The sequence below is a fragment of the Lactobacillus panisapium genome, from assembly GCF_019469265.1.
In the GTDB taxonomy this organism is placed as follows: domain Bacteria; phylum Bacillota; class Bacilli; order Lactobacillales; family Lactobacillaceae; genus Lactobacillus; species Lactobacillus panisapium.
The window spans coordinates 899,282-925,559 of sequence record NZ_CP048268.1; the positions used below are offsets into that span (position 1 = coordinate 899,282).

A 26,278-nucleotide genomic window follows, 5' to 3' on the forward strand; every position below is an offset into this window, starting at 1 on the left:
GAATAATTACAAAGAGCGGTTGAAAAGGATGGAAATGCAATCTAAGCAAGACCATTTTTCAATACGTAAATTAAGTATTGGAGCTGCCTCTGTGTTACTCGGATTTACTTTCTTTGGGTTAAATAGTCAAACGGCAAAAGCTGATACTGTTGATCCAAAACAGGAAGTTAGTGAAAATGTAAACACAAAGTCAGTTCAATCCTCTTCGACTAGTTCTGGTAAAAAAACTGAAACCCAGGACACTCAATCTGACGCTACAAAAGAAAATGACTCCAAGCTGTCTACTTTTACTGGCTTAACTTCATTTTTTAAAGGTACTGATAAGGTAACTGTGAAAAATGCTGATAATAAGACTGTAACTGAGACTGAGCAGAATAAAGCTAATAGTACTTCTGATGAGCCAACAAGCAGCCAGGATTCTTCTACTGCTGATCATGAAAAAACTGATGAATTAATTACAAGTGACAATCAAAGTCTCGCCTCCTCTAATCAAGAGCAAAAAGTTCAGACTAAGGTTAATGCATCAACAGCGCAAGTTTATAACTGGGATGATTTTAAAAAAGCATTTCAAGATGTCAATATTTCAGAAATTGATATTATGAAAGATATTGCTAACCCTAATGGTAACGATCAAGAAACAGGTTTTAACATTCCCGGAAGAACACTATTAATTACATCAGGTGGTAATACTAGGCATATTATTGATTTTAAGGGTTCACATCCTAATTTAACTGGTAGCGAAAAACTCCAGATAACTTATCGTAACTTAACAGTTTGGTGTTCAGATTGGTACGGTATAATTAGAACCTACGAATACAATTATGATGCGGCTAAGCAAAATACAGCGATTATTACACTGGATGATATTGATTTCCATGGTTCCCAAATGTTATATGTTGGTAGCCATAACGAAATTCACTTGAAGAATAACATTACTGCAGAAACAATTAATTATAGTTATACCAGTCCTGTAGATGGCGGCACAGCAGGTGGTAAAGATAATAAACAACAACTATTTGAATTTACTTCTGACTATAATAATATCTATTTCGATAAAGGCTGTACTTTCACAGGTACAACTTATGGCGGTAATGTTATCCAGATGTCACAAGGCAACGGCAATATCCATATTGAACAAGGTGCCACTGTTACATTAAATCCATTAGGTAATGCAGATGGTTCTTTAGGTAACAATCCTGGTGAAACTACTGGTACTACATATGGCATTTACCTAGCTGGTTCAGGAAAGATAGACGTTGAAGGTGCTTTAAACATTAACGTCGGCAAGAGCAAATCTAATGCCCCTCAGGCTATTTATAATGGAACACGAAATGCTGTGCAAGCAAAGGCTATTGGACTTTATGATGCTAATTCATCGTTTAATATTGGATCCGGCGGCAGTGTTAACATTACTACTAACGGTAATATTTCTAATAATACTAATACCAGCTTAATTTTCGACGGCGGTAATTTCATTATTAATCCCAATGGTTCTTTGAAAATAACCGGGGAAGATATGGGCGACTATAGCGGTACATTAGTTGCAATTGCCAGCAGTGCAGACATTGAAAATGGTACTTTTGAAATTCGCTTGAAAAATGGTGGATCGACTAATGCAGGTAATGGAGCCATTACACTAATTGATGCGACTGGTAATTTGACAGTTAATAACCCCGAATCCTTAGTTCTAGATGCACATCTTAACAAGAATCCCGCTACCAGTCTCATCGGCAATAACCAGGTTACCATTACCAACGTACGGCAAAAGTTAAATCTTTCTAGTATTGTTCCTAGTCTCAAAGATCTAACATTGCCACCATATCACCTGTTAAAGGTTAATAAGGACAGTAATGGAAATATCCAAGTTGCTCCAAATGGTATTGAAGTATTAAACGGTCAGCAAGTTTTTGATACAGCTACTCTTCAAAAAATCCAGGATGATAAAGACTTAGGCCCTATATTTAAAAATTTACCAGATAATATTCTAAGTGAATTAAAGCAGCTTGCCGGTAGTGGCAGTGCCACATATGATGATGTCTTTAGTGGAATTATCAATTACGCCTTTAGCGATCCTTCAAACATAGGCTATAACGATATTAGCTTTATTCCAGCCAACCCAAGTGGCTTTTTGGATATTGATCCTGCTAATGTTAAAGTATCGTATAACGAAGATGGCACTAGCACTATCACTGGAGCAATTTTGAATTATACAGAGGCAACAGATGGTGTGAACAGTGACGGCCTATTTAGTAAGATTCTTCCAGGTGGAACCAATGCTTATGTAAGAGCTTATGTCAAAGATTCATCTGGTAAAGAAACAGCTATTAAGGCTAACAGCGGAATAGATGATCCTTATAATCAAACAGCAGATTCCGGTAAGACTTTGTCTCATGACTTTACTGCTATGGCTAAGTATAATGAACAAACTGGCCGTTACGAATTTAGTTTTAACATTCCAGCTGAAACAACCAAAGCCCTGAAAAAAGGCGATAAAATCGAATTATATCCTAATGCTAATTTTATCGAATATAATCCACTGGCAACTAAATTGCCTGAATCAGATTCAAACCACAGACCAATTGCTGTTGACGTTTTAGCAGCGGCTCAAGATACAGCAGCCCAGGAAATCAATGATGAGTTACAAAAGATTAATAATGATCAATCAATAAAACATAATAAAGATTTAGACGATGCTATTGCCAATGCAAAACAGGTTGCTGCTAAGTCAGATTCAAGCAACTATGATTCTGGCAAATCAGTTTATGGTGCTGATAATATTCCAGAAGTAGAAAAGAGAAAGAAAGATGCTTTAAGTGATTTACAAACAGCTTATGAGACGGCCCAGAAGGAGTCGCAAGCTTTAAGTGACCAGGTAAAAGCTTCTAAGACAGCGATTACGAATGCTGCAAAAGAAGCTGAGAATAGAGTACGTAGTACCAGCCTTACTAATGATGAGCAACAAACATATATTGATGCAATTGAAAAGGCCAAGGATGAAGCTTTAGCAACGAAAGATGACGCTAATTTCGATCCTGCGAAGTCGATTTATGGCAGTGACAACGTTGATGACGTTAAGAATAAAGAGACTAAAGCTACTAACATTTTTAACAAGGAAGCTGCCAAAGGTGAACTTGACGGTTTTGCCAAAGACTGTGAAACAACATTAGGCTTAGACTCAACAAATAATAAGGGTGTTGAAGATGCTAAGACAGCTGCAATTACTGCTATTGATAACATATCTGATAGTGCTGTGCCTGCTAGTGATAACACAACAGAAGTAAACAACAGTGAAAATGATGGTAAAACTAATATTTTAGATGCCGTTAAAGCCGCTGCTAAGGATCAGCTATCTAATAGTAATACTTCTGTGCAAGGTGCTATTGGTAAAATTGATGGTCTGTCTGAAAAAGAGAAAGCCGATTATAAAGCTCAAGCAGATGAGCTAGTTACAAACGATAAAAAAACTGGCTATGCAGATTTAATTGATCAAGATCCAACTGCTGCTGATATCAAAGGTCACTTAAATGATGGAATAGCAGCGCTAAATGAACTGGAAACTAAAGCAAAGGCTATTGGCCGTATTAATGACGCTGCAACTAATGCAAAAGCACAGATTGATCAGAATAACGACTTAACTGCTGCGCAAAAAACTAAATATGAAGGTGATATTAGTACTTTAGTTAGCGAAGGAACGCAAGCTGTTAAGAATGCTAAAAGTGCAGATATTGATACTACAGCACAGGAATATATTGATCAAATTAATAATGTTCCGAAAACGGCTGGAAGCGATTTATTAGATGCTCAACGTAATACTGCCAAAGAAGCAGTTGAAGCTGCAGCTAAAAAGGCAAGTGATGCTATTTCTGCAATTTCTGATGATTTACTTGATCCAGCAACAAAGACTAAATACAACAAGCAAATTACAGATGCTGAAAATGCCGCAACATCAGCTATTGATGCCGCTACAACTTCAGACGCAATTACTTCTGAACAAACAAAAGGTATAAACGATATTAACGATATCTACCAAGACGCCTTACTTGCCAAAGAAAAAGCTAGCGCATTAACTGATTTAGCTGCTGCTAAGGATAAAGATCTTGGTCTTATAGACGCTGACCTTAAGGATGGCTCCATTGATGATGAAACAGCACAAAATGCAAAAGCTAATATAAATAGTATTTATACGCAAGCAGTTGTTAAAATCACAACCAAGGATAATGATATCAAGACAGTCGATGATGATAAAAACAAAGCCATCGATGACATGGATAAGATTGCAGAAAACATCAAGGGTAGTCAAGAAGAACAAGATGTAAGAAAAGCAAAAAAGACTGCAATTGATGAACTAGCGGGATTAGCTGATAAAGTTAAGACTGAGATTGCCGCTGATAAGAACTTATCCCAAGTCGAAAAAGATGGCTATACAGATCAAGTTGATCAAGCTTTAGCTGATGCTAAGAATAAAATCAACGCTGCCACAACTACAGATGAAGTTACAAAGAATGAAGCTGCGGGTAAAGCAAATATAACCCAAGTTGAAAATGATGCATCACTTCAATCTGCTAAAGATCTAGGCTTAGCAGATATTCAGAAGGCCAAGAAGGACGCTCTTGATCAAGTTAAGAAATTAACTAATGTTGATGACGATACCAAGAATCAGTTAAATAATGAAATAAATGATGCTTATGATGCAGCTAAAGACAAGATTGAAAGTCCCGACCCAGCAACAGCAGACCAAGTTAATAAGAACGCTCAAGAAGGCGTGACAAACATCAACAACGTGGTTAGTGATCTTAATGTTGCCAAAGCGGCAAATAAACGGAAACTTGCCAAATATGCCGAAAAGGCAATTGATCGCATTGATGCCAATACGGATTTAACTGCTGATGATAAGACAAAAATAGAACAAGCAATTAACGATGCTCGCGATAAGGGCATAACTAATATTGATGCAGTTACAACCACGGTAGCTGATGTTGAGGCAGCAGAAAAAGAAGCTGAGGAAAACATTGATGTTGCGGCAACAGCTGGAGACAATTTATTAAATACTCAACGTAATACAGCAAAACAAGCAGTTGAAGATGCAGCAACAAAGGCCAAGAATGCCATTGAAAACAATAAATTTCTTGATGCTGACAGCAAGACGAAATATGAAGATAAAATTGAGGCTGCTCAGAAAGCCGCAGAAACAGCTATCGATGCCGCTACAACCGCAAACGCAATTACCTCTGCACAAAACACCGGTATTAATAATATTAGTGATGTCTCACTTGCTGCAGAAAAAGCCAGTGCATTAACTGAATTAGTTACTGCTAAGAATAAAGATCTTGATACTGTAAATGCTGCTCATGATAGGGGTTCAGTTGACGATTCAAATTGGAAAGATGCAGTAAATGAGATAAATAGTATTTATGATGCTGCCGTTAAGAAAATTACGAACGATGATGATATTACTACAATCGGTACGGATAAAACCAAAGCCATCGATGACATGGATAAGATTGCAGAAAACATCAATGGCAGTCAGGCAGAACAAGATTTAAGAAAAGCGAAAAAGAATGCAATTGATGATCTAACGGAATCGGCTGATAAAGTTAAGACTGAGATTGCCAATGATAAGAACTTATCCCAAGTCGAAAAAGATGGCTATACAGATCAAGTTGATCAAGCTTTAGCTGATGCTAAGAATAAAATCAACGCTGCCACAACTACAGATGAAGTTACAAAGAATGAAGATGCGGGTAAAGCAAATATAACCCAAGTTGAAAATGATGCATCACTTCAATCCGCTAAAGATTTAGGCTTAGCAGATATTCAGAAGGCCAAGAAGGACGCTCTTGACCAAGTTAAGAAATTAACTAATGTTGATGACGATACCAAGAATCAGCTAAATAGTGAAATAAATGATGCTTATGATGCCGCTAAAGACAAGATTGAAAATCCTGATCCAGCAACAGCAGACCAAGTTAATAAGAACGCTCAAGAAGGCGTGACAAACATCAACAACGTGGTTAGTGATCTTAATGTTGCCAAAGCAGCAAACAAACGGAAACTTGCCAAATATGCCGAAAAGGCAATTGACCGCATTGATGCCAATACGGACTTAGCGGCTGACGATAAGACAAAAATAGAACAAGCAATTAACGATGCTCGTGATAAGGGCATAACTGATATTGATGCAGTTACAACCACGGCAGCTGATGTTGAGGCAGCAGAAAAAGAAGCTGAGGAAAACATTGATGTTGCGGCAACAGTAAGCCTTGATACCAATAAGACTGCTGCAAAACAAGCAGTTGAAGATGCAGCAACAAAGGCCAAGAGTGACATTGATAACAATAAATCTCTTGATGCTGTCAGCAAGAAGAAATATGAAGATAAAATTGAAGCTGCCAAGAAAGCCGCAGAAACAGCTATTGATGCCGCTACAACCGCAACTGCAATTACTTCTGAACAAACAAGAGGTATTAACGATATTAACAATATCTACCAAGACGCCTCGCTTGCTGCAGAAAAAGCCAGTGCATTAACTGAATTAACTGCTGCTAAGAATAAAGATCTTGATACTGTAAATGCTGCTCATGATAAGGGTTCAGTTGACGATCCAAATTGGAAAGATGCAGTAAATGATATAAATAGTATTTATGATGCTGCCGTTAAGAAAATTACGAACGATGATGATGTTACTACAGTCGGTACGGATAAAAATGACGCTATCAGTGCCATGGATAAGATTGCAAATGGCATTGATGGCGATCAGGATGCACAAGATTTAAGATCTGCGAAAAATAAGGCGATTAATGAATTAGCGGGATTAGCTGATCAAGTTAAGAATGAGATTACCAATGATAAGAACTTAACCCAACTTGAAAAAGATGGCTATACAGATCGAGTTGATCAAGCTTTAGCTAATGCTAAGAATGAGATCAACGCTGCTACAAATATAGATGAAGTTACAAAGAATGAGGCTGCGGGTAAAGAAGACATAACCAAAGTTGAAAATGATGCATCACTTCAATCTGCTAAAGATCTAGGCTTAAATAACATCCAACAAGCTAAGAAGGACGCTCTTGACCAAGTTAAGAAATTAACTAATGTTGATGAAGATACCAAGAATCAGCTAAATAGTGAAATAAATGATGCTTATGATGCCGCTAAAGACAAGATTGAAAGTCCTGATCCAGCAACAGCAGACCAAGTTAATAAGAACGCTCAAGAAGGCGTGACAAACATCAACAACGTGGTTAGTGATCTTAATGTTGCCAAAGCAGCAAACAAACGGAAACTTGCCAAATATGCCGAAAAGGCAATCGATCGCATTGATGCCAATACGGATTTAACGGCTGATGATAAGACAAAAATAGAACAAGCAATTAACGATGCTCGCGATAAGGGCATAACTGATATTGATGCAGCTACAACTTCTGCAAACGTTGAGACAGCAGAAAAAGCTGCTGAGAATGCAATTGATGTTGCGGCAACAGTAAACCTTGATACTAATAAGAATTCAGCCAAGAGTGCTTTGGATACTACAGCTGCAAATGCTAAGACTGATCTTAAGAATATTTATGATAAGTTAACTACTGACTATCAAAAGTTAACTGATGATCAAAAAGCAACAGCAAAAGCTGATTATGATAAAGCAACCCAAGCTTATGAGGATGCTACTAAGGATGGTGGTACAATCGATCAGGCTTGTGCTGCTGCAAAAGCAAAAGTTGATTCAGCTAAAAATAAAGATGAATTAAACAAGGTAATAACTGATGGAAACTCCAGCATTTTAAATGAAGAGTCAACAGCTTCCTTGGCAATAATTAAGGCTCAAGCTAAGCAAGACATTCAAAAAGCGGTGGATGAAGCTAAAGCTGAACTTAAGGACAAGAATAATGAAATTAATCTAAGTGATCAGAGTGCCTTAGACGAAGTTCAAAAACTTGGTAATTCAGATATTGATGCAGAAACTAATGCAGAAACCGTTTCAACAATCAGAGATAATACGATTAAGGGCATTAATAACATTGTCACTAATGCTAAGGCAACAAATGCAGATCAAATTAGAAAAGATCGCGACGATGCCATCAAAGAACTTGATAAGGTCCTTAAAGGTGATAAAGATGCTGGCATTTCTGGAGTACTAGACAAGATTGATGCTCTTGAAGATGATACTGGTAAAACCGGCTTAACAGCTGATGAAATAACTAAGTTTAAAGAACAAGCTCAAAAAGCTCATGATGAAGCCGTAGCAGCAATTAGTGGCGCTACTGATGATCAAATCAATGATTTGAAACAAAAGGGAATTGATGCAATAAATCAAGCTTTAATTGATGCACAAATCCAGGCGGCTAAGCGTAAGGGCAATAGTGATCTAGATACTGCTGCCAAAGAAGCTAAAGACAAGATCGCACAATCTAATAATCTTACAGACACTGAAAAAGCTGAAGCCAACCAAGCAATCGATGATGCTACAACTACAGCTAAAAAAGATGTTGATGCAGCTACTAGTGTGGACGAAGTTAATAAGGCTGTTTCTGACGGTAAGGATGCAATCAATGATGCTGTTACAAAGGCAAATAGCGCCAAGGACTTGACTTCTAAAAAGAAAGATGCCAAAGATGCTATTGATGCTGAAGCGGCAGTAATTAAAAAGAGAATTAATAGTGATGCCAACTTATCTAGGTCAGAAAGACTTAGCCAATCTGCAAATGTTGATCTTGAAGCAGGCAAAGCCAAAAATGCAATTGATCGTGCTGATAACGTTGCAGATGTAATTAAGCAACGTGATACTGGTGTAAATGCAATTGATGCGCAATACGTATCTGGTAAGCCACTTGCTGATCAAAAGACTGATGCTATTAAAGAAATCACTAGTGTTGCCACTGAAGCTGCAAATAAGGTTGACAAAGATGACTCGAAGTCAGCTAACGAGAAAGATAAAGAAAAGAAAGCGATTGCTGATGCTGCAGCAGAAGCAAAAGATGCAATTAATAGAGCAAAAGGAGCTGAAGGTGTTAATAAAGCCAAGGTAGATGGTATTGCAAAAATTGAAGCTGCACAAAAACCAGTCATTACTCTTGCTGATCAAAAGAAAACAGCAAAAGATGCAATTGATGATGCTGCTAATAAGGCCAAGAATAAGATTTCTCAAGATCCAGGATTAACTAATGATGAAAAAGCTACTGCTAATAAAGAGATTGATAGTCTAGCAGATGATGCTAAAAATAATATTGATCAAGCAACAAATATTGATGAAGTTGAAAAAGCAGAGGCTGAAGGAACTGCGAATATAACCCAGGTACAGAGTAAAGTTAATATTCAGAAGAAAAAGGATCGCGCCAAGAAGATTATTAATGATGAAGGTATTGACGCTAAGAAAGATATTGATCGTGCTTCTGTAAGTGATAGTGAAAAGCAAGCCGCAAAAGCTAAAGTTGATCAAGCAGTTAAAGATGAACAGGCTAAAGTTGACAAAGCTAATGATGGAGACGAGATCTTAGATATAATTGATGAGTCCCAAGAAATCATTCATTCATTTGTTCCTGAAACAAGTGGCTCCGGCAGCAATGGTTCTGACTCAAACGGTTCAGGCTCGAATGGTTCAGGCAGCAACGGTTCTGGTTCAAACGGTTCAGGCAGCAACGGTTCTGGTTCAAACGGTTCAGGCAGCAATGGCTCCGGATCAAACGGTTCTGACTCAAATGGTTCAGGCAGCAACGGTTCTGGTTCAAACGGTTCTGACTCAAATGGTTCAGGATCAAATGGTTCAGGATCAAATGGCTCCGGCAGCAATGGTTCAGATTCCAATGGCTCCGGCTCTAACGGTTCCGACTCCAATGGTTCCGGCTCAAACGGTTCAGGATCAAACGGTTCAGGATCAAATGGTTCAGGCAGCAACGGCTCTGGCTCAAATGGTTCAGGCAGTAACGGCTCAGGTTCAAATGGTTCAGGCAGCAATGGTTCCGGCTCTAACGGTTCAGGCTCAAATGGCTCCGGCTCTAACGGTTCAGGATCAAATGGCTCAGGCTCTAATGGTTCAGGCAGCAATGGTTCTGGCTCAAATGGTTCCGGCAGCAACGGTTCTGGCTCAAATGGTTCCGGCTCAAATGGTTCCGGCAGCAACGGTTCTGGCTCAAATGGCTCAGGATCCAATGGTTCCGGCAGTAACGGCTCTGGATCAAATGGTTCCGGCAGCAATGGCTCAGGCAGCAATGGTTCAGGCAGCAACGGCTCGGGCTCAAATGGCTCAGGCAGCAATGGTTCCGGCAGCAACGGCTCCGGCTCAAATGGTTCCGGTTCAAATGGTTCAGACTCCAACGGTTCAGGCAGCAATGGTTCCGGTTCAAACGGTTCCGGTAGCAACGGCTCCGGTTCAAACGGTTCTGGCAGCAATGGTTCTGGCTCAAATGGCTCAGGCAGCAATGGTTCCGGCAGCAACGGCTCGGGCTCAAATGGTTCCGGCTCAAATGGCTCAGGCTCTAATGGTTCAGGCAGCAATGGTTCAGGCAGCAATGGCTCTGGATCAAATGGTTCAGGCAGCAATGGCTCTGGATCAAATGGTTCAGGCAGCAACGGCTCAGGTTCAAATGGTTCCGGCTCAAACGGCTCAGGCAGCAATGGTTCTGGCAGCAACGGCTCTGGATCAAATGGCTCCGGCTCGAACGGCTCTGGTTCAAATGGTTCTGGCTCCAACGGTTCCGGCTCCAACGGTTCTGGCTCTAATGGCTCCGGCAGCAACGGTTCAGGCTCCAATGGCTCCGGCAGCAACGGTTCCGGCTCGAACGGCTCCGGCAGCAATGGTTCTGACTCCAATGGCTCAGGCTCCAACGGTTCTGGTTCAAATGGCTCAGGCTCCAACGGTTCAGGCTCAAATGGTTCAGACTCCAACGGTTCCGGCAGCAATGGCTCAGGATCAAATGGATCAGACTCCAACGGTTCCGGCAGCAATGGTTCCGGTTCAAATGGTTCAGACTCCAACGGCTCCGGCTCAAATGGTTCAGGCAGCAACGGCTCCGGCTCCAATGGTTCTGGCTCGAATGGCTCCGGATCAAACGGCTCCGGTTCAAATGGTTCAGGTTCAAACGGCTCAGGCAGCAACGGCTCCGGTAGCAATGGCTCTGGTAGCAATGGCTCAGGCTCCAATGGTTCTGGATCAAACGGCTCCGGCAGCAACGGCTCCGGCTCCAATGGCTCCGGCAGCAACGGTTCCGGCTCGAACGGCTCCGGCTCGAACGGCTCAGGCTCCAATGGTTCCGGCTCGAACGGCTCAGGCAGCAATGGTTCCGGTTCAAACGGCTCCGGCAGCAATGGCTCCGGCAGCAATGGTTCTGGCAGCAACGGCTCAGGCTCGAATGGCTCTGGATCAAATGGTTCCGGCTCGAACGGCTCAGGTTCTAATGGTTCTGGCTCCAACGGTTCCGGCTCGAACGGCTCAGGTTCTAATGGTTCTGGCTCCAACGGTTCCGGCTCGAACGGCTCCGGATCCAACGGTTCTGGCTCGAACGGCTCCGGATCCAACGGTTCTGGCTCGAATGGCTCAGGCTCCAATGGCTCCGGCAGCAACGGTTCCGGCTCGAACGGCTCCGGCAGCAATGGCTCCGGCTCAAATGGCTCAGGCTCAAACGGCTCAGGTAGCAACGGCTCCGGATCAAACGGCTCAGGCTCAAATGGTTCTGGATCAAATGGTTCCGGCTCGAACGGCTCAGGTAGCAACGGTTCCGGTTCAAATGGCTCAGGCAGCAATGGCTCCGGATCAAATGGCTCCGGCAGCAACGGCTCAGGTAGCAATGGCTCCGGCAGCAATGGTTCTGGCTCTAATGGCTCAGGTTCTAATGGCTCAGGCTCCAACGGCTCCGGTTCAAATGGTTCAGGTTCAAACGGCTCAGGCAGCAACGGCTCCGGTAGCAATGGCTCCGGTAGCAATGGCTCAGGCTCCAACGGCTCAGGCAGCAACGGCTCCGGTAGCAATGGCTCAGGCTCCAACAGCTCAGGTTCTAATGGTTCAGGTTCAAACGGCTCTGGCTCGAATGGCTCAGGTAGCAATGGTTCCGGCTCAAACGGCTCAGGCAGCAACGGCTCCGGTAGCAATGGTTCTGGCTCTAACGGTTCCGGCAGCAATGGCTCTGACTCAAATGGTTCAGGCTCCAACGGTTCTGACTCCAATGGCTCAGGCTCGAATGGTTCAGGCTCAAATGGCTCAGGCAGCAATGGTTCAGGATCAAATGGCTCAGGCTCCAACGGTTCTGACTCCAATGGCTCTGACTCCAACGGTTCAGGTTCAAACGGCTCAGGCAGCAACGGCTCCGGTAGCAATGGCTCCGGTAGCAATGGCTCCGGTAGCAATGGCTCCGGCTCCAACGGCTCCGGCAGCAATGGTTCAGGTTCTAATGGCTCCGGCTCAAACGGCTCAGGTTCCAATGGTTCCGGCTCCAACGGCTCCGGCTCCAATGGTTCTGGATCAAACGGCTCAGGCAGCAACGGCTCCGGCTCGAATGGTTCCGGCTCCAACGGCTCCGGTAGCAATGGCTCAGGTAGCAATGGCTCAGGCTCCAACGGCTCAGGCTCCAACGGCTCAGGTTCTAATGGCTCTGGCTCGAATGGCTCAGGTAGCAATGGTTCCGGCTCCAACGGCTCAGGTAGCAATGGTTCCGGCAGCAATGGTTCTGGCTCCAACGGCTCCGGCTCAAACGGCTCCGGCAGCAACGGCTCCGGCAGCAATGGTTCTGGTTCAAATGGCTCCGGCTCAAACGGCTCGGGCTCAAACGGCTCGGGCTCAAACGGCTCAGGTTCTAATGGTTCCGGCTCCAACAGCTCGGGTTCCAATGGTTCCGGTTCAAATGGCTCAGGCAGCAATAGTTCCGATTCTCAGGGCACTGGAACAGCTGGTAATATTGCCGGCAATGGTGACATTAACAGCAATAATGCTACAAATAAGAATCCTGGAACTAGTGGCTCAGAAACTGGAAGTTCAACAGAAAATGTTGATGTTGATTTGAACAACAGCAAAGAAGTAAAATTAATGCACAATGCCTATGTTTACGATATTCATGGTAATCGGGCAAATCAGATTACATTAGGTGCTGGTTCAATTATCAGATTTTATGGCATCAAGAATATTGCTGGTGTAGACTACTATATTGTTGTTGACCAAGGAGAAGATAATGAGAAGCTCTTCGTTAAAGTTGCCAATGCTGAAGCTGCAAAACTGAAGCTAAAGCATAATAGTTATGTTTATAACAAGCATGGCAAACGAGTAAAGAAAGACGGTGTTCTTAAGAAGGGTGTACTTGTTAATATCTACGGTGGCGCAGTTAAAATACGTGGTAAGAAATACTATATTATTGACAGCAATCGTTACATTAAAGCTGCTAACGTTACTGTAAAATCAAGCTCAGCCAAGACTTCTAAAGCTGAGGTAGTACCAGTCAACTTGCCAACTAATACCAATACTCAAAATATCGTTGAAAAGGATATCATTCATAATTCATATTTGTATGATGACAAAGGCAAAAGAGCAAATAAATTAATCTTTTTAGGTGGCTCAATAGTTAATACGACTAGTCAAAGAATGATTGATGGCAAGTTATACTATGAGCTAGATGATGGCCTTTACATCAAGGTAAACAATATTGATGGTAAAAAGAGTAAATTAACCCACAATGCGTTTATCTATAGTAAACACGGTAATAGAATTGGAAAGAAGGTCTTGAAGAAGAATAGTTTGGTAAAAACTTATGGTGCTGCTGTTAAGATTAATCATAAGAAGTTCTATCTTATTGACAAAGATAAATATGTAAAAGAGGCTAATTTCTAATTAGTAATTTTACTTAGTTAAATAAAAAAATGTCACAAGTTATTTTTGTAATAGCTTGTGGCATTTTTTTGTTTAAACTTTATGCATATATATAATTCGCTCTTATTATCTATATAAATATATAAAATAAAAAAGATATAATATATTTTTATTAAATAAACTTAATTTTTTCAAAAATATATTATCTTCTATTTGCTAAATTGATGGTTGGACTTGTTTCCTAGTGTTTTCAGGAAATTAAGTTATTGTGCAAAATTTTTAAAATATAAAAATGATTATTTAAGATAACAATAACTACTGTATTTTTAATATAATAACAAGCAATATATTAGCATTTATTAGCCGTGCCAATAAAATGAAAGATATAAGGTGTCTTTATAGGGAGGCTAATTATGTTAGGAAAAAATAATTTGAACGAAAAGAAAAGAAAAATGAACATGCAAAATAAAAAGGAGCGATTTTCAATTAGGAAATTCACTGTTGGCGCTGCTTCTGTTTTGCTTGGTTTTACTTTTTTTGGAATGAATACTCAATTTGTAAAAGCCGATAATATTAGTTCAGAACAGGAAGAAAAAAAAGAAAATATTGATACAACCCAATCTGATACAACGTTAAATAAGACAGATCAAAATGTAAAGCCGGATTTATCTACATACTCCGGACTGACCTCATTTTTAAAGGCAAGTACTGTTCCTCAAACTGGCTCAACCAAACTTCAAACTAGTTCGTCAGGTTCAACTAGTAGCGAAACAAACAAAGATAATCACGTTAATAATGATCAAAATAGTCAAACACAAAATTCAAATGGCACTAATACTTCAGATCAAACGGACAAATTAAATCAGAATGGTTCGAATTCAGACCAAACGGATAAAACTAATTCAAATGGTTCGAATTCAGATCAAACGGATAAAAATAACTCAAAAGGTTCGAATTCAGATCAATCCTCTGATATTACTGGATCAGGTGATAATAGCAAGGATAATGGTAAACTACCAGATAATTCAAAAGACAATAATGATCCAGCAAATACTGGTGATCAATCAGGAAAAACTCCTGACAGCATTAAGAAAAAAGACACTGACTTAACTGCAAACGATAATAAAACCGGTTATCTGCCAACAATTGTTAATGGTGCAGCTCACGTATATAATTGGGCACAATTTAGAAATGCATATCAAAATAAAACTATTAATGAAATCGATATTATGCAAAATATTGTTGCTGATAATAACATCAACTGGGTTGGATTCGACTTTGATGGTAGAACCCTACTTATTAAGAGTTATGATGCTGATAAAAGAACGGATAAATATACAATCAATTTCAAAGGTAATCACCCTAATTTAAATGGATATACTTCTTTGGACTTAACTTATGAAAACCTGAACATTTGGAGTGCTGACTTTTATGGTATTGCAAGGGCATATGATTTGATAGGTAATAATTATGCTAACATCACTTTTAAAAATGTTGATTTTCATGGTTCTCAGATGATATATACCAACAATAATACGCATATTTTCTTTGTCGGTAATAACACTGCAGAAACAGTTAAGACACCATATGATGTCAATGGTCCTTCCGATGGTAATAACCAGCAATTATTCCAATATACTGGTAATAACAACTCAATTACTTTTTCAGGAACATTTGTTGGTAAAACATATGGCGGTAATGTAATTGAAATGTCTGGTGATTATAACAAGGTCACTATTGATAAAGGAGCAACAGTTAGCTTGTATCCTCGTGGTAATAGTGACGGTACTAGTTGGATTAGTAATCCTGCAGAAACGACTGGAACCATTTTCGCTATTGTTTTAAGAGGTAATAATGAATCCGTTGATGTTAACGGGACGCTTAATATTGTAGTTCAAAATGATAAATATAAAGGGCAATATGATAATAACCAGGCTACTGCCATTTACATAAATGATAGTACAACTTCGACCTTTAATATTTTAAATGACGCCACGGTAAATATAAATACTAACGGCGATATCGCTGATTTTAACTATAGAAGAAATGTTATTTACGATGGTGGTAATTTTAATATTCGGCCAAGAGGGACACTGAATGTTACTGGTCAAAATATGGGTAACTATTCAGATACATTGGTTTATATCAAAGGTAAAGCTGATATCGAAAATGGTGCTTTTAATATCAGATTGTTGGATAATGCGGGTACTGGTGCTATTACTCTAGTTGATGTCCAGGGTGGTACTTTAATTGTTAATAACCCGACTTCTTTAATTTTGGATGCACACTTAAATAAAAACCCTAATACCAGTATTATTGGTTCAATGCCAATAACTATTACTAACGTTAGACAAAAATTTGATTTAAGTGGATTAGGCATTAATATTAATGAGCTTCAGTTGCCACCATTCCATGTTTTAAAGGTTAGGAAGACTAATCAAACAATTTCTGTTGATAATATTGAATTACTGAATGGACTTCGTAAAATTACCCAAAAGGATTTGACTGATTTAAAGGACAAAATGGCCAATTCTGGGATTAAGTTCGAAGCTTTACCACCAGACGTAATCACTTCTTTACAAACGGCTGCAAGTACTAATGCCACTTATGACAGTCTTTTTAAAGATATCATTCAGAAGGCCTTTAATAACCAAAATAATTTCGGTTATAACAACATTAGTTTTATTCCAGCTAATCCAAGTGGATTTTTGGATATTGATCCAAGTAAAGTTGATGTTGTTAGAAATAATGATGGATCCCAAACAATTTCAGGTAAGGCAGGAAGCGTAATTAATTATGATGCTGCCTTGGACGGGCCAGATACTGATTTGCAACATCCAAAAAACATCTTTAGTTTAGTTTTACCTGTGGCTACTAAGGCTTATATCACAGCAAACTTAGTTGACGGTAATAAAAATAAGTCTGTTTGGTCACCAAAAGATGCGAACGGTAATGAACTAATAGCCAATCCGTATGCGGATACAAATGATTCATTACGAGATACAGGCAATAGCTCTCTTGATCCATTACCTACACAATTTGTTGCTGTTGTTAATGATGATGGTTCCTTTGAATTTACGATTCCAGCCGAGCAAGTACTTAAGTTGAATAAAGCATATTCAGTAGAACTATCTCCAAGTGCCAACTTTATTGGCTATGATCAAACCGAAATTAATTCAGGAAGTAGGCCAATTTCTAAGAACTTAAATATTCAAACTCTTAACGAAGCGCGTAATCATGCAGCTCAAGAAATTAACGATGCTATTAATAATGCAAAAACTAATCTACCGAATAATCTGACTCCAGAACAAAATGCAGCATTTAATGATGCCATTGCTAAAGCAGCTGCAGCAGCTTCACAAACAATTACGGATGATAATAAAACTACCTCGGTTTACGATCCAAGTGCAAATACCTATGTTGAAGTTAATAATCGGAAGCAAGCAGCTATAGATATCATTGAGCAAGCACTAAAAAATGCTAAGTCATCTTCAGAAACTGAAACTAATCGTGCAGATGCAATTAATGAGTTAAATGATGCTGCCAATAAACAAATCAGTTCTTATCCATCTCAAACCACTGCAATAAATCAAGCGCGGGATAATGCCATTAACCAAGTTAAAGCTGCAAAAACTCCTGAAGAAATTACCAAGGCAAAGGATACGGGTGTTGATACAATTAATCATGTAGCACAAGAATATAAAAATGCTATTAAGGCAGATTTAAATAATCAAATTAAGCAAGTTAAATCGGCTTTGCAAGGTATTGCAGAAGATACAAATCTAGATCAAAAGCAAAAAGATGATATCTTAGCACTGGCTGATCGACTTAATCGACCGCAGGCAATCATTGCAGATAAGGGTGACATTGATAAAGATGAAGATCAGTCGTCCGTTGAAAGTCATCAAAAAGAGGCACAAGATGCAATTACTGCTTTACAAAATACAATTAATGCAATAACCAAGCTTGAAAATTCTGCTAAGGATCAAATTACAAAGCATACCGATAAAGCTGAACAAATAAAGGATGCACTAAATAAGACGGTTCATGACGTCATAACAGGGGATGATCCTGATGGCTCTAAAGGTCTAGAGGTAATTGATAAGGTATATGCTGACCAAGAAGCAGAAAACATTATTAATGCTGCACAGGCAGCTAAAAAGCGTGTGCAAGAATCAGGGTTATCAGCTGATGATCAAGCTAGCTATTTAGCCGAAATTGATAATGCAGTTAAATTAGCTACAGCACAGCCTGGAACTGATGGTTATGATGCTAATGAATCTATCTATGGCACTTCGGATGAAAATGCTATCAAGCAGAGAATTACCAAGGCACAAAATGCTTTTGCTAAAGCGGCAGCTAAGGCTGAATTGGTAGGATTTGGTCAAACAAGTAACACCAATATCGGTGTTACTACGACTCCTGCAATTGACCAAGCAATTAAAGCTGGCTTGACTGCTATTGATCAAGCAACTGATATTGATGCTGCAGAAGAACAAGCAAAGAAAAATGTTTTGAAAGAAATTTCTAAGAAGAAGTTAAATGATGCTGAATCAGATTTCGAAAATCAACTAGATAATGTTACTGGCTTGACTGCAAAAGATATTGATGATGTCAAAGAGCAGGCAAGAAAATTAATCAATAATGAGCAAAAGCCAGTTGGCTATAATCAAAAGATTGATCAGGCAGATAGTTTAGAAGCAATTGATTCTGTCAGAAACGATGGAATTGACGCTTTAAGCAAATTGCTAGCTGCTCAAACAGAAAAGGGTCAACTTAATAAGCAAATCACTGAAGCTACGCAAAAGCTTCGTCAAAAGCAAGAGCAGGCCAATCAGGCTATCGATAATATTAATTCTTTAACTGACGAACAAAAAGCCGCATATCATAAGCAGGTTAATGATTTAGCCGATCAAGGAGTTAATGATTTAGCAACGACAGAAAGTTCTAAGATTGATGATTTGGTAAATACAGTTAATGGCAACATTGATAACGTGGTAACCAAAGCTCAAGGTAAAGCTAATGAAGTAGTAGAAACTGCTAAAACTTCAGCTAAACAAAAACTTGCAGATGAAGCAACTGCTGCTAAGAATGCAATTGACCAAATTCCTGATAGCCAACTTAGTCAAACAAGTAAGGATTACTACAAGGACTTAATTGATAAGCATGTTAAGGAAGCTACAGATAAAATTGATGCGACTACAGTTGTTGATGCAATAGCTTCAATTCAAAAAGATGGTGAAGCTAATATTAACCGTGATTTGAATGATGCTCAGATTTCGGCTGCTAGGTCAAAAGCTATTAAAGATTTACGTGATGCCAAAGAAGCAGCTAAAAAAGTGCTCAATGACGCGCATGATGCAAAATCAATTAGTGATAGTAGTTGGCAAGATAAGCTTAATCAAATTGATAAATACTATGATCAAGCCACCGAGGCAATAGCTGTAGATTACCAGCTTGGAGATATCACCAATCATGCTACAAAAGGAATAGCAGATATTAAGAGTGTAGCCGATAGTATTTCATCCGATATTGAATCGCAAAAATTAGCACAACAAAAGCAAAATGCGCTTAATGATTTACAAAAAGCGGTAGACAATGTCCGGAATCATATTACAAATGATCCTAATTTATCACCTACAGAAAAGACTAAATATTATAATCAAATTACCGAAAAGTTTAATAATGCTCAATCTGCTATTCAAGCGGCTGGTAAGGATCAAGTACAAGCAGCTTTAAACGATGGTAAAGCGGAATTAAATAAAATTCAAGAAGATGCTGATATTCAATCAGCCAAGGATAAGGCAATTTCTGAATTATTAGCTGAGAAAAACACAATTTACCAAAAGATCGGTAACTTGGATGAAGTCACAAGCGCAAACAAAGATCAGCTGCGGAAAAAAGTTGATGCTGCATATGATGCTGCAATAAGTAAAGTTAATAATCCTTCTCCTGCAACAATTGACCAAATTACCTCGGAAAAAGAGCAAGGTAAAAAGAATATTGACGATGTTATTACAGATTTAAATATCAACAAGATTATTAATCAACAAAAGCTTGATCAGTATGCTGAACAAGCTATTAATCGGATTCAATCTTCAACGGACATTTCGCAAGATCTTAAGAGTCAAACAATTACCGCAATTCAGTCAGCTCGTGACAGTGCGAAAGCAAAAGTAACTAACCAAACTGATATCGCTTCAGCTAATAGTGCTGAAAAAGACGGTGAAAAAGCAATTGATTTGGCTGAGTCACAAGGTAATGGCTTAGATACTCTTAAAAATAATGCAAGTAAGCAAATTGATGATGCCGCTGATTCGGCCATTAAGCGCTTAAATGATTTATATAACTCCTTAAGTGATGAGGCTAAAACTGAACTTAAATCTACTTTTGATGACGTCACTAATAGTATTAATACAACTGCGCAAAATGCAAAAGCTCAGATTAAAAAAGCCACGAACAAGCAGAATGTTTCTGATATTTATAATGACGCAATTAATTCTATTGGAAACGCGGAATCAAAGGCCAACCTGTCAGCAACTAAATCGCAAGCTAAAGAAGCTATTCAAAAAGCAGCAGACGAAGCTAAAAAGAATCTATCTGATCCCAAAGATCAAGATGCTATCGATGTTGTTGCCAAGCTGGGAGTATCTGATGTTGACGCAGCGCAAGATATTGATACTGTAAACAAGATAAAAGGTAATGCTATTGATGGCATTAAGAATATCACATCAATTGCTCAATCAAGTGATGCAGAAAACACTCGGAGATTAAAGCAAGAAGCAATCGATGCTTTAAATCAAAAACTAGGAGACAAGACACAAAATACTGGTGCATTAGGTGATGTTGGCAATCTGATAGACTTAACTGACCAGCAAAAAGCAGACTACCAAAATGCATTGCAACAAGCGCATGATCGTGCAGTTGCAAATGTTGAGGGTGCTACTAAGGAAAATATTGATACTGAAAAGAACACCGGATTAAAGAACATTGATGACATTGTCACAGCGGCAAAATTGCAAGCAGCAAAGAATAGGGCAAAAGCTGATTTGGATCACCTTGCTCAAGATGCTGTTAATAAAGATAAGAAAGATGAAACTACAATTAATGCTGAACGTGACAAGGCAAAAGCAAATGTTGATAAAGCTCAAAACCAAGATGAAGTTAAGACAGCTAAAGATAATGGGACAACCACAATAACTAATATTGTTAATACAGCTGATAACGAACAGCTTACTGCTAATAAAGCAGCAGCTAAATCTAGTTTTGAAGAAGCAGTAAATAAGTTGCAAACTCAGCTTAATAATGATTTAGCGAATAAAAAGATTGGTCAAGATCAGTTTGATGACTTAAAGAGCAAGCTTGACAAGGTACGTAGTGATGGTGAAACCAGAATTACTTCTTCTACAAAGCAAACAGACCTGGATGATGCGATTGCTAAAAATACATCTGATTTGAATGGCATCAGCTCTGCAATCACCAGCGCAGAGAACTTAAATGAAGCACTGGCAAAATTACAAGATGCAGTTAATAAAGCAACTGCTTCCGCTAATAAGATCGCTAACGATGATCCTGATTTAGCTGGAAGAATGAGAGAACAGATTGAACAAGAACGTTCTAAAGCTGCTAAAAATATTCAAGCTGCTAAAAATAGTTCCCAAGATGCTAATGTAGCCATAAATGAGGCAGCGGCTGATGGTGTTAATGCATTAAATCATTTAACCGAACGCTTTGAGCAAAAGAATAAGGTAATTAATGATTTAAAGCAGTATTCTCAATCTGCTAAAACAAGTTTACAAGATCCAAATTTATCTTCGACAGAAGTTGCTACTGGTGAGCAAGCTATCAACCAAGCATTACAACAAGGAATTACTAATATTTATCAAGCAACAGATACTGATGATTTAGCTAAAATCGAAGATACAATTAAGCAAAACATTGATAATGCTAAATTACCAACTAGTTTATTAGCAGAGAAGAATAAGCAGATTAGTGCATTAGATCAATATGTAAAAGATAAGGGCGATATCAATAGTATTGCCAAAGATCTAAGCGATGAGCAAAAGCAAGACTTACAAAATCAGGTTGATCAGGCAATTAAAAAGGCAAAAGAAAAGATTCAGGCAATTAATTTACCTGAAAACGCGCAGGCTGCTGACTTAGAAACTGCAAAGAATAAGCTTTCGAATGCTGAAAAAGGTATTCCAGAAAACGGAGAAACCGCCGACTTTGGTGAAGCAGGTGTTGACAAAGTTTACACTTTGGCAAAGACAAAAGAAGCAATATTCCAAGCTAAACAGGAGGCAATTGCTGAATTACAACAAAATAAAAATGCAGCTAATGAAGCCGTCGAAAAATCAGGGTTGTCTGCCAGCGATCAAGCAAAACAAAAGCAAAAGATTCAAGATATCTTTGACAGCAGTAAGGATAAAATTAATAATATTTCTGATAAAAAGCCAGATGGAACTGATAAGACCGTAGAAGAAGTTATCCAAGAAGCAAAGGCCATTGTTGATGCCGCTTCTAAGGGTTATCAAGGACCAAATGGTGAAAAAATACCAGGATTTGATCAAGTCAAAAATGATGCTGATCTTGCGGGTGCCAAGACTACTGCTGAAGGAATTCTGCAAAATAAACAGACTCAGGCTAAGCAAACAATTGATCAGTCACAGCTGACCCAAGAGCAAAAGACTGCTGCTAAAAATGCAGTAGATACTGCCTATGAAAATGCCAAAACTGAGATTGAAAAGCAAACAGATATTAGTAAAATTCCAACTGATGAAGCACAAATTGGTCAAGAGATTGATAACATTATTAAGAATTCATCTAGTTGGGTTAAAACTGATCAAACCAATGCATTGAATGGTACTGAAGGTATTGATGGTTTGCAAGAGCAATTTGACAAGTTAACTGCCGAACAGAAAGCAAATCCTGAATATAGTGGCAACATTAAGGACATTACTGATAGCATCACTGCAATTAAGCAAGCTGACAACATTCAAGCAATCAGTGCAGCCTATGACAAGGGAATAACTGCCTTGAATAAGCTCAAGGGAATGGAAACTATCAATGAAAGCCTTAATAAAGCTAAAGCTAATATTAATGCTAACAATGATTTGGATCAAGATAAGAAAAATGAGCTTATTCAGAATGCAGAGAATCATGCTAAGGAAGGTAAGCAAAATATCGCTAACGTAACTGCTCCGACTGGTGATCCTGAAGCAAAGAAGAATCAGATTTCGCAGGCAGCTGCCACTGCGGTAAATGATATCCAAAGTGAAGTTAACAAAGCAACTGATGCAAGTAGAACTAAAGCTGATGATGAACTAAAACAAAAGTATCAAGAAGCAATTGACAAGCTTCACAAGGAATACGGTACGCAAGCTATCACGAGTGCAACCGATAGTGCTTGGAATACTCATCAACATGTTACTGGTGATACTCCTGAAGAGATTCAAAAGAGTAAACTCGATGCAGAAAAGGCAATTGCCAAGGGTGCAGTAGATGATGCCGCTGCCAATGCCAAGAACAAGCTTGATAAAGATGAGACCAAGAAACCGGATGGTTCAAAATACACTGACAAAGAAAAGCAGGATATTAAGGATCAGATTGATAAAAATTCTAAGGATGCTAAAGATAAAATAGATCAAACTACAGGTAAGAAAGACGATAAAACCGGTAAAACTGATACTGATGATGCCCGTGATGAAGGAATTACCATTATTGGTGGATCTGAAGTTGGAATTGATAAGGCTGCTGCGCAAACTAAATTTGATCAAGACACTGCTAAATTGCAAAAACAAATTGACGATGATTTAGCTGCTAAGAAGTTAAGTCAAGATCAATATGATCAATTAAAGGAACAGATTAGTCAGGTCAAACAAGATGGTACAAAACGGATTAGCGAGTCGACTACTGCTGAAGAATTAACTAAAGCACAGGAAAACAATCAAGCAGATTTAAGTAATATAAGTTCTGCTATTACTAGAATTGAAGCAATCAATCAAATCAAGCAAAATGCAATTAATGAATTGCAAGTAAATAAAGCTGCTGCTGATCAAGCTATCGAAAAATCAGGATTGTCTGCTAGCGATCAAGCCAAACAAAAGCAAAAGATTCAAGATATCTTTGACAGCAGTAAAAGTAAAATCAACAGTATTTCTGATAAAAAGCCGGATGGAACAGATAAGACGATTGATGAGATAACCCAAGAAGCAAAGGCCATTGTTGATGCCGCTTCTAAGGGCTCTCAAGGATCAAATGGTGAAAAAATACCAGGATTTGATCAAATCAAGAACGATGTTGATCTTGCGGGTGCCAAGACTACTGCTGAAGGAATCTTGCAGAATAAGCAGGCTCAGGCCAAGCAAATAATTGATCAATCACAGTTGACTCAAGTGCAAAAGACAATTGCTAAAAATTTAGTAGATACTGCCTGTGAAAATGCTAAAACTGAGATTGAAAAGCAAACAGATATTAGCCAGATACCAACCGATGAAGCACAAATTGGTCGAGAAATTGACGATATTATTAAAAATTCTTCTAAGTGGGTCACTATTGATAAAAATAATGCGCTGGTTGGTGACGGTGATGTTGCAGGTCTGCAGACGGGTCTTGACGAATTAGCTGATAGACAAAAATCGAATCCAGATTATGCTGCTGATATTAAAGATATTACAGATAGCATTGAAGGAATAAAAAATGCTAGTGAAATGGAAAAGGTCACTGCCGCATACAATAAGGGTATGACAGCCTTGAACAAGCTTAAGGGTAAGGAAACTGTCCAAGTTGCTTCTGATAAAGCAATCAGCGAACTTATTCAAAATGATGATATTGACGAAAACACGAAAAATCAGATGATAGCTGCGATTAAAGACCAAGCCAAAAAAGGTAAGGAAAACATTTCTAACATTTCTAATTCAGCTAGTGATCTAGAAACGATAAAAGGTCAAATTAGCGATGCTGCTAACAATGCGGTAAATGAAATTCAAAGCATAGTTAACAAAGCTACGAATGAAAGTAGAACTAAAGCTGATCAAGAGCTGCAACAAAAGTATCAAGAAGCAATTGATAAACTCCATAAGGAATACGGTGCTCAAGCTATCACGAGTGCAACTGATAGTGCTTGGAATACTCATCAACATGTTACTGGTGATACTTTCGATGAGATTAAAAAGAGTAAGCTCGATGCAGAAAAAGCAATTGCCAAGGGTGCAGTAGATGATACCGCTGCCAATGCCAAGAACAAGCTTGATAAAGATGAGACCAAGAAACCGGATGGTTCAAAATACACTGACAAAGAAAAGCAGGATATTAAGGATCAGATCGATAAAAATTCTAAGGATGCTAAAGATAAAATAGATCAAACTACAGGTAAAAAGGACGATAAAACCGGTAAAACAGATACAGATGATGCTCGTGATGAAGGAACCAAACAAATCAAAGATACTCTGGATAATGGTTCATCTAATAATTCTAATTCGGGTGGCTCTGGAAGTTCATCAGACGGTTCTGGTAATTCACAAGTACCTGTAGCAACTAAGCCAGGAACTGATGGAGATAAGGATGTTGATACCTCTGTAGCCAATGCCGAGGAAGTTACCTTAATGCATAATGCTTATGTTTATGACCTTGACGGCAAGCGGTGCAATAAGATTATTCTTGGAGCCGGGTCAATTGTTAAGACTTATGGTATAGAAAATATTAATGGCAATCAGTACTACATTTTGATTGATCGAGGTGATAATAATAGAAAATACTATTTGGCGATTGGCAATGTTAAGTATTTGGTACAAAAACTAAAGAATGATGCCTCAGTCTATGATAAGTACGGCAATAAGATTAAGAATCAGGGCGTTATTAAGAAAGGTGAGACCGTTCATACTTATGGCGATGTAGTCAACATTCGTGGTGAAAAGTACTTTATCATTGGTACAAACCAATACATTAAGGCAAGCAAGGTTAATATTGAGAAGATTGTTCCTAAGACAGAAAATGCTGAGGTTACGCCAGTAAGCGTTCCTGAAAGCACGAAAGAAAACGCAACTGTCGAAAAAACAATCATGCATAATGCTTATCTATATGATGAAAAAGGTGTGAGATGCAACAAATTGATTTTTGGAGCCGGTTCGATCATTGATACGGTTGGCATTAAGCGCATTAATAATAAGCTCTACTATGGTTTGGCTGATGGAATGTATATAGCTGCTGGCAATATTGATCCGAAGCAATTGAAACTAAAGCATAATGCCTTTATTTACGGTCAATATGGTAATCGCATAAGTAAGAGAATTCTACGCAAGCATAAGAAAGTAAGGACATATGGTGCACCAGTAAAAATTAAAAATAAGCTTTATTACATTGTTGCTAAAAACAAATATGTAAAGAAGGCCAATTTTTAAAAGCTAAATAGATAAAATAAAAGTGGTACAACTTGTTGAAGATACAGGTTGTACCATTTTTTTATATTTGATTTAGTTTTGTCTTATATTATAT

The 26,278-nt window shown here is 38.8% G+C and carries 2 protein-coding genes; both read left to right on the top strand.

Annotation, left to right across the window (positions count from 1 at the left end):
• The first annotated feature begins 28 nt into the window (after positions 1-28).
• Positions 29-13,804: a DUF1542 domain-containing protein gene (locus tag GYM71_RS04400; protein WP_220221060.1), complete on the top strand. Its 13,776-nt coding sequence runs from the start codon at positions 29-31 to the stop codon at positions 13,802-13,804.
• Positions 13,805-14,196: 392 nt separating this feature from the next.
• Positions 14,197-26,184 carry an SLAP domain-containing protein gene (locus GYM71_RS04405; protein ID WP_220221061.1) on the top strand — a complete coding sequence of 3,996 codons (11,988 nt, stop codon included), beginning with the start codon at positions 14,197-14,199 and terminating at the stop codon, positions 26,182-26,184.
• Positions 26,185-26,278: the final 94 nt, after the last annotated feature.

Excerpts from the sequence above, each read along its gene's own strand:
- GYM71_RS04400 (WP_220221060.1), top strand. The coding sequence starts at position 29 with ATGGAAATGCAATCTAAGCAAGACCATTTTTCAATACGTAAATTAAGT.
- GYM71_RS04405 (WP_220221061.1), top strand. The coding sequence starts at position 14,197 with ATGTTAGGAAAAAATAATTTGAACGAAAAGAAAAGAAAAATGAACATG.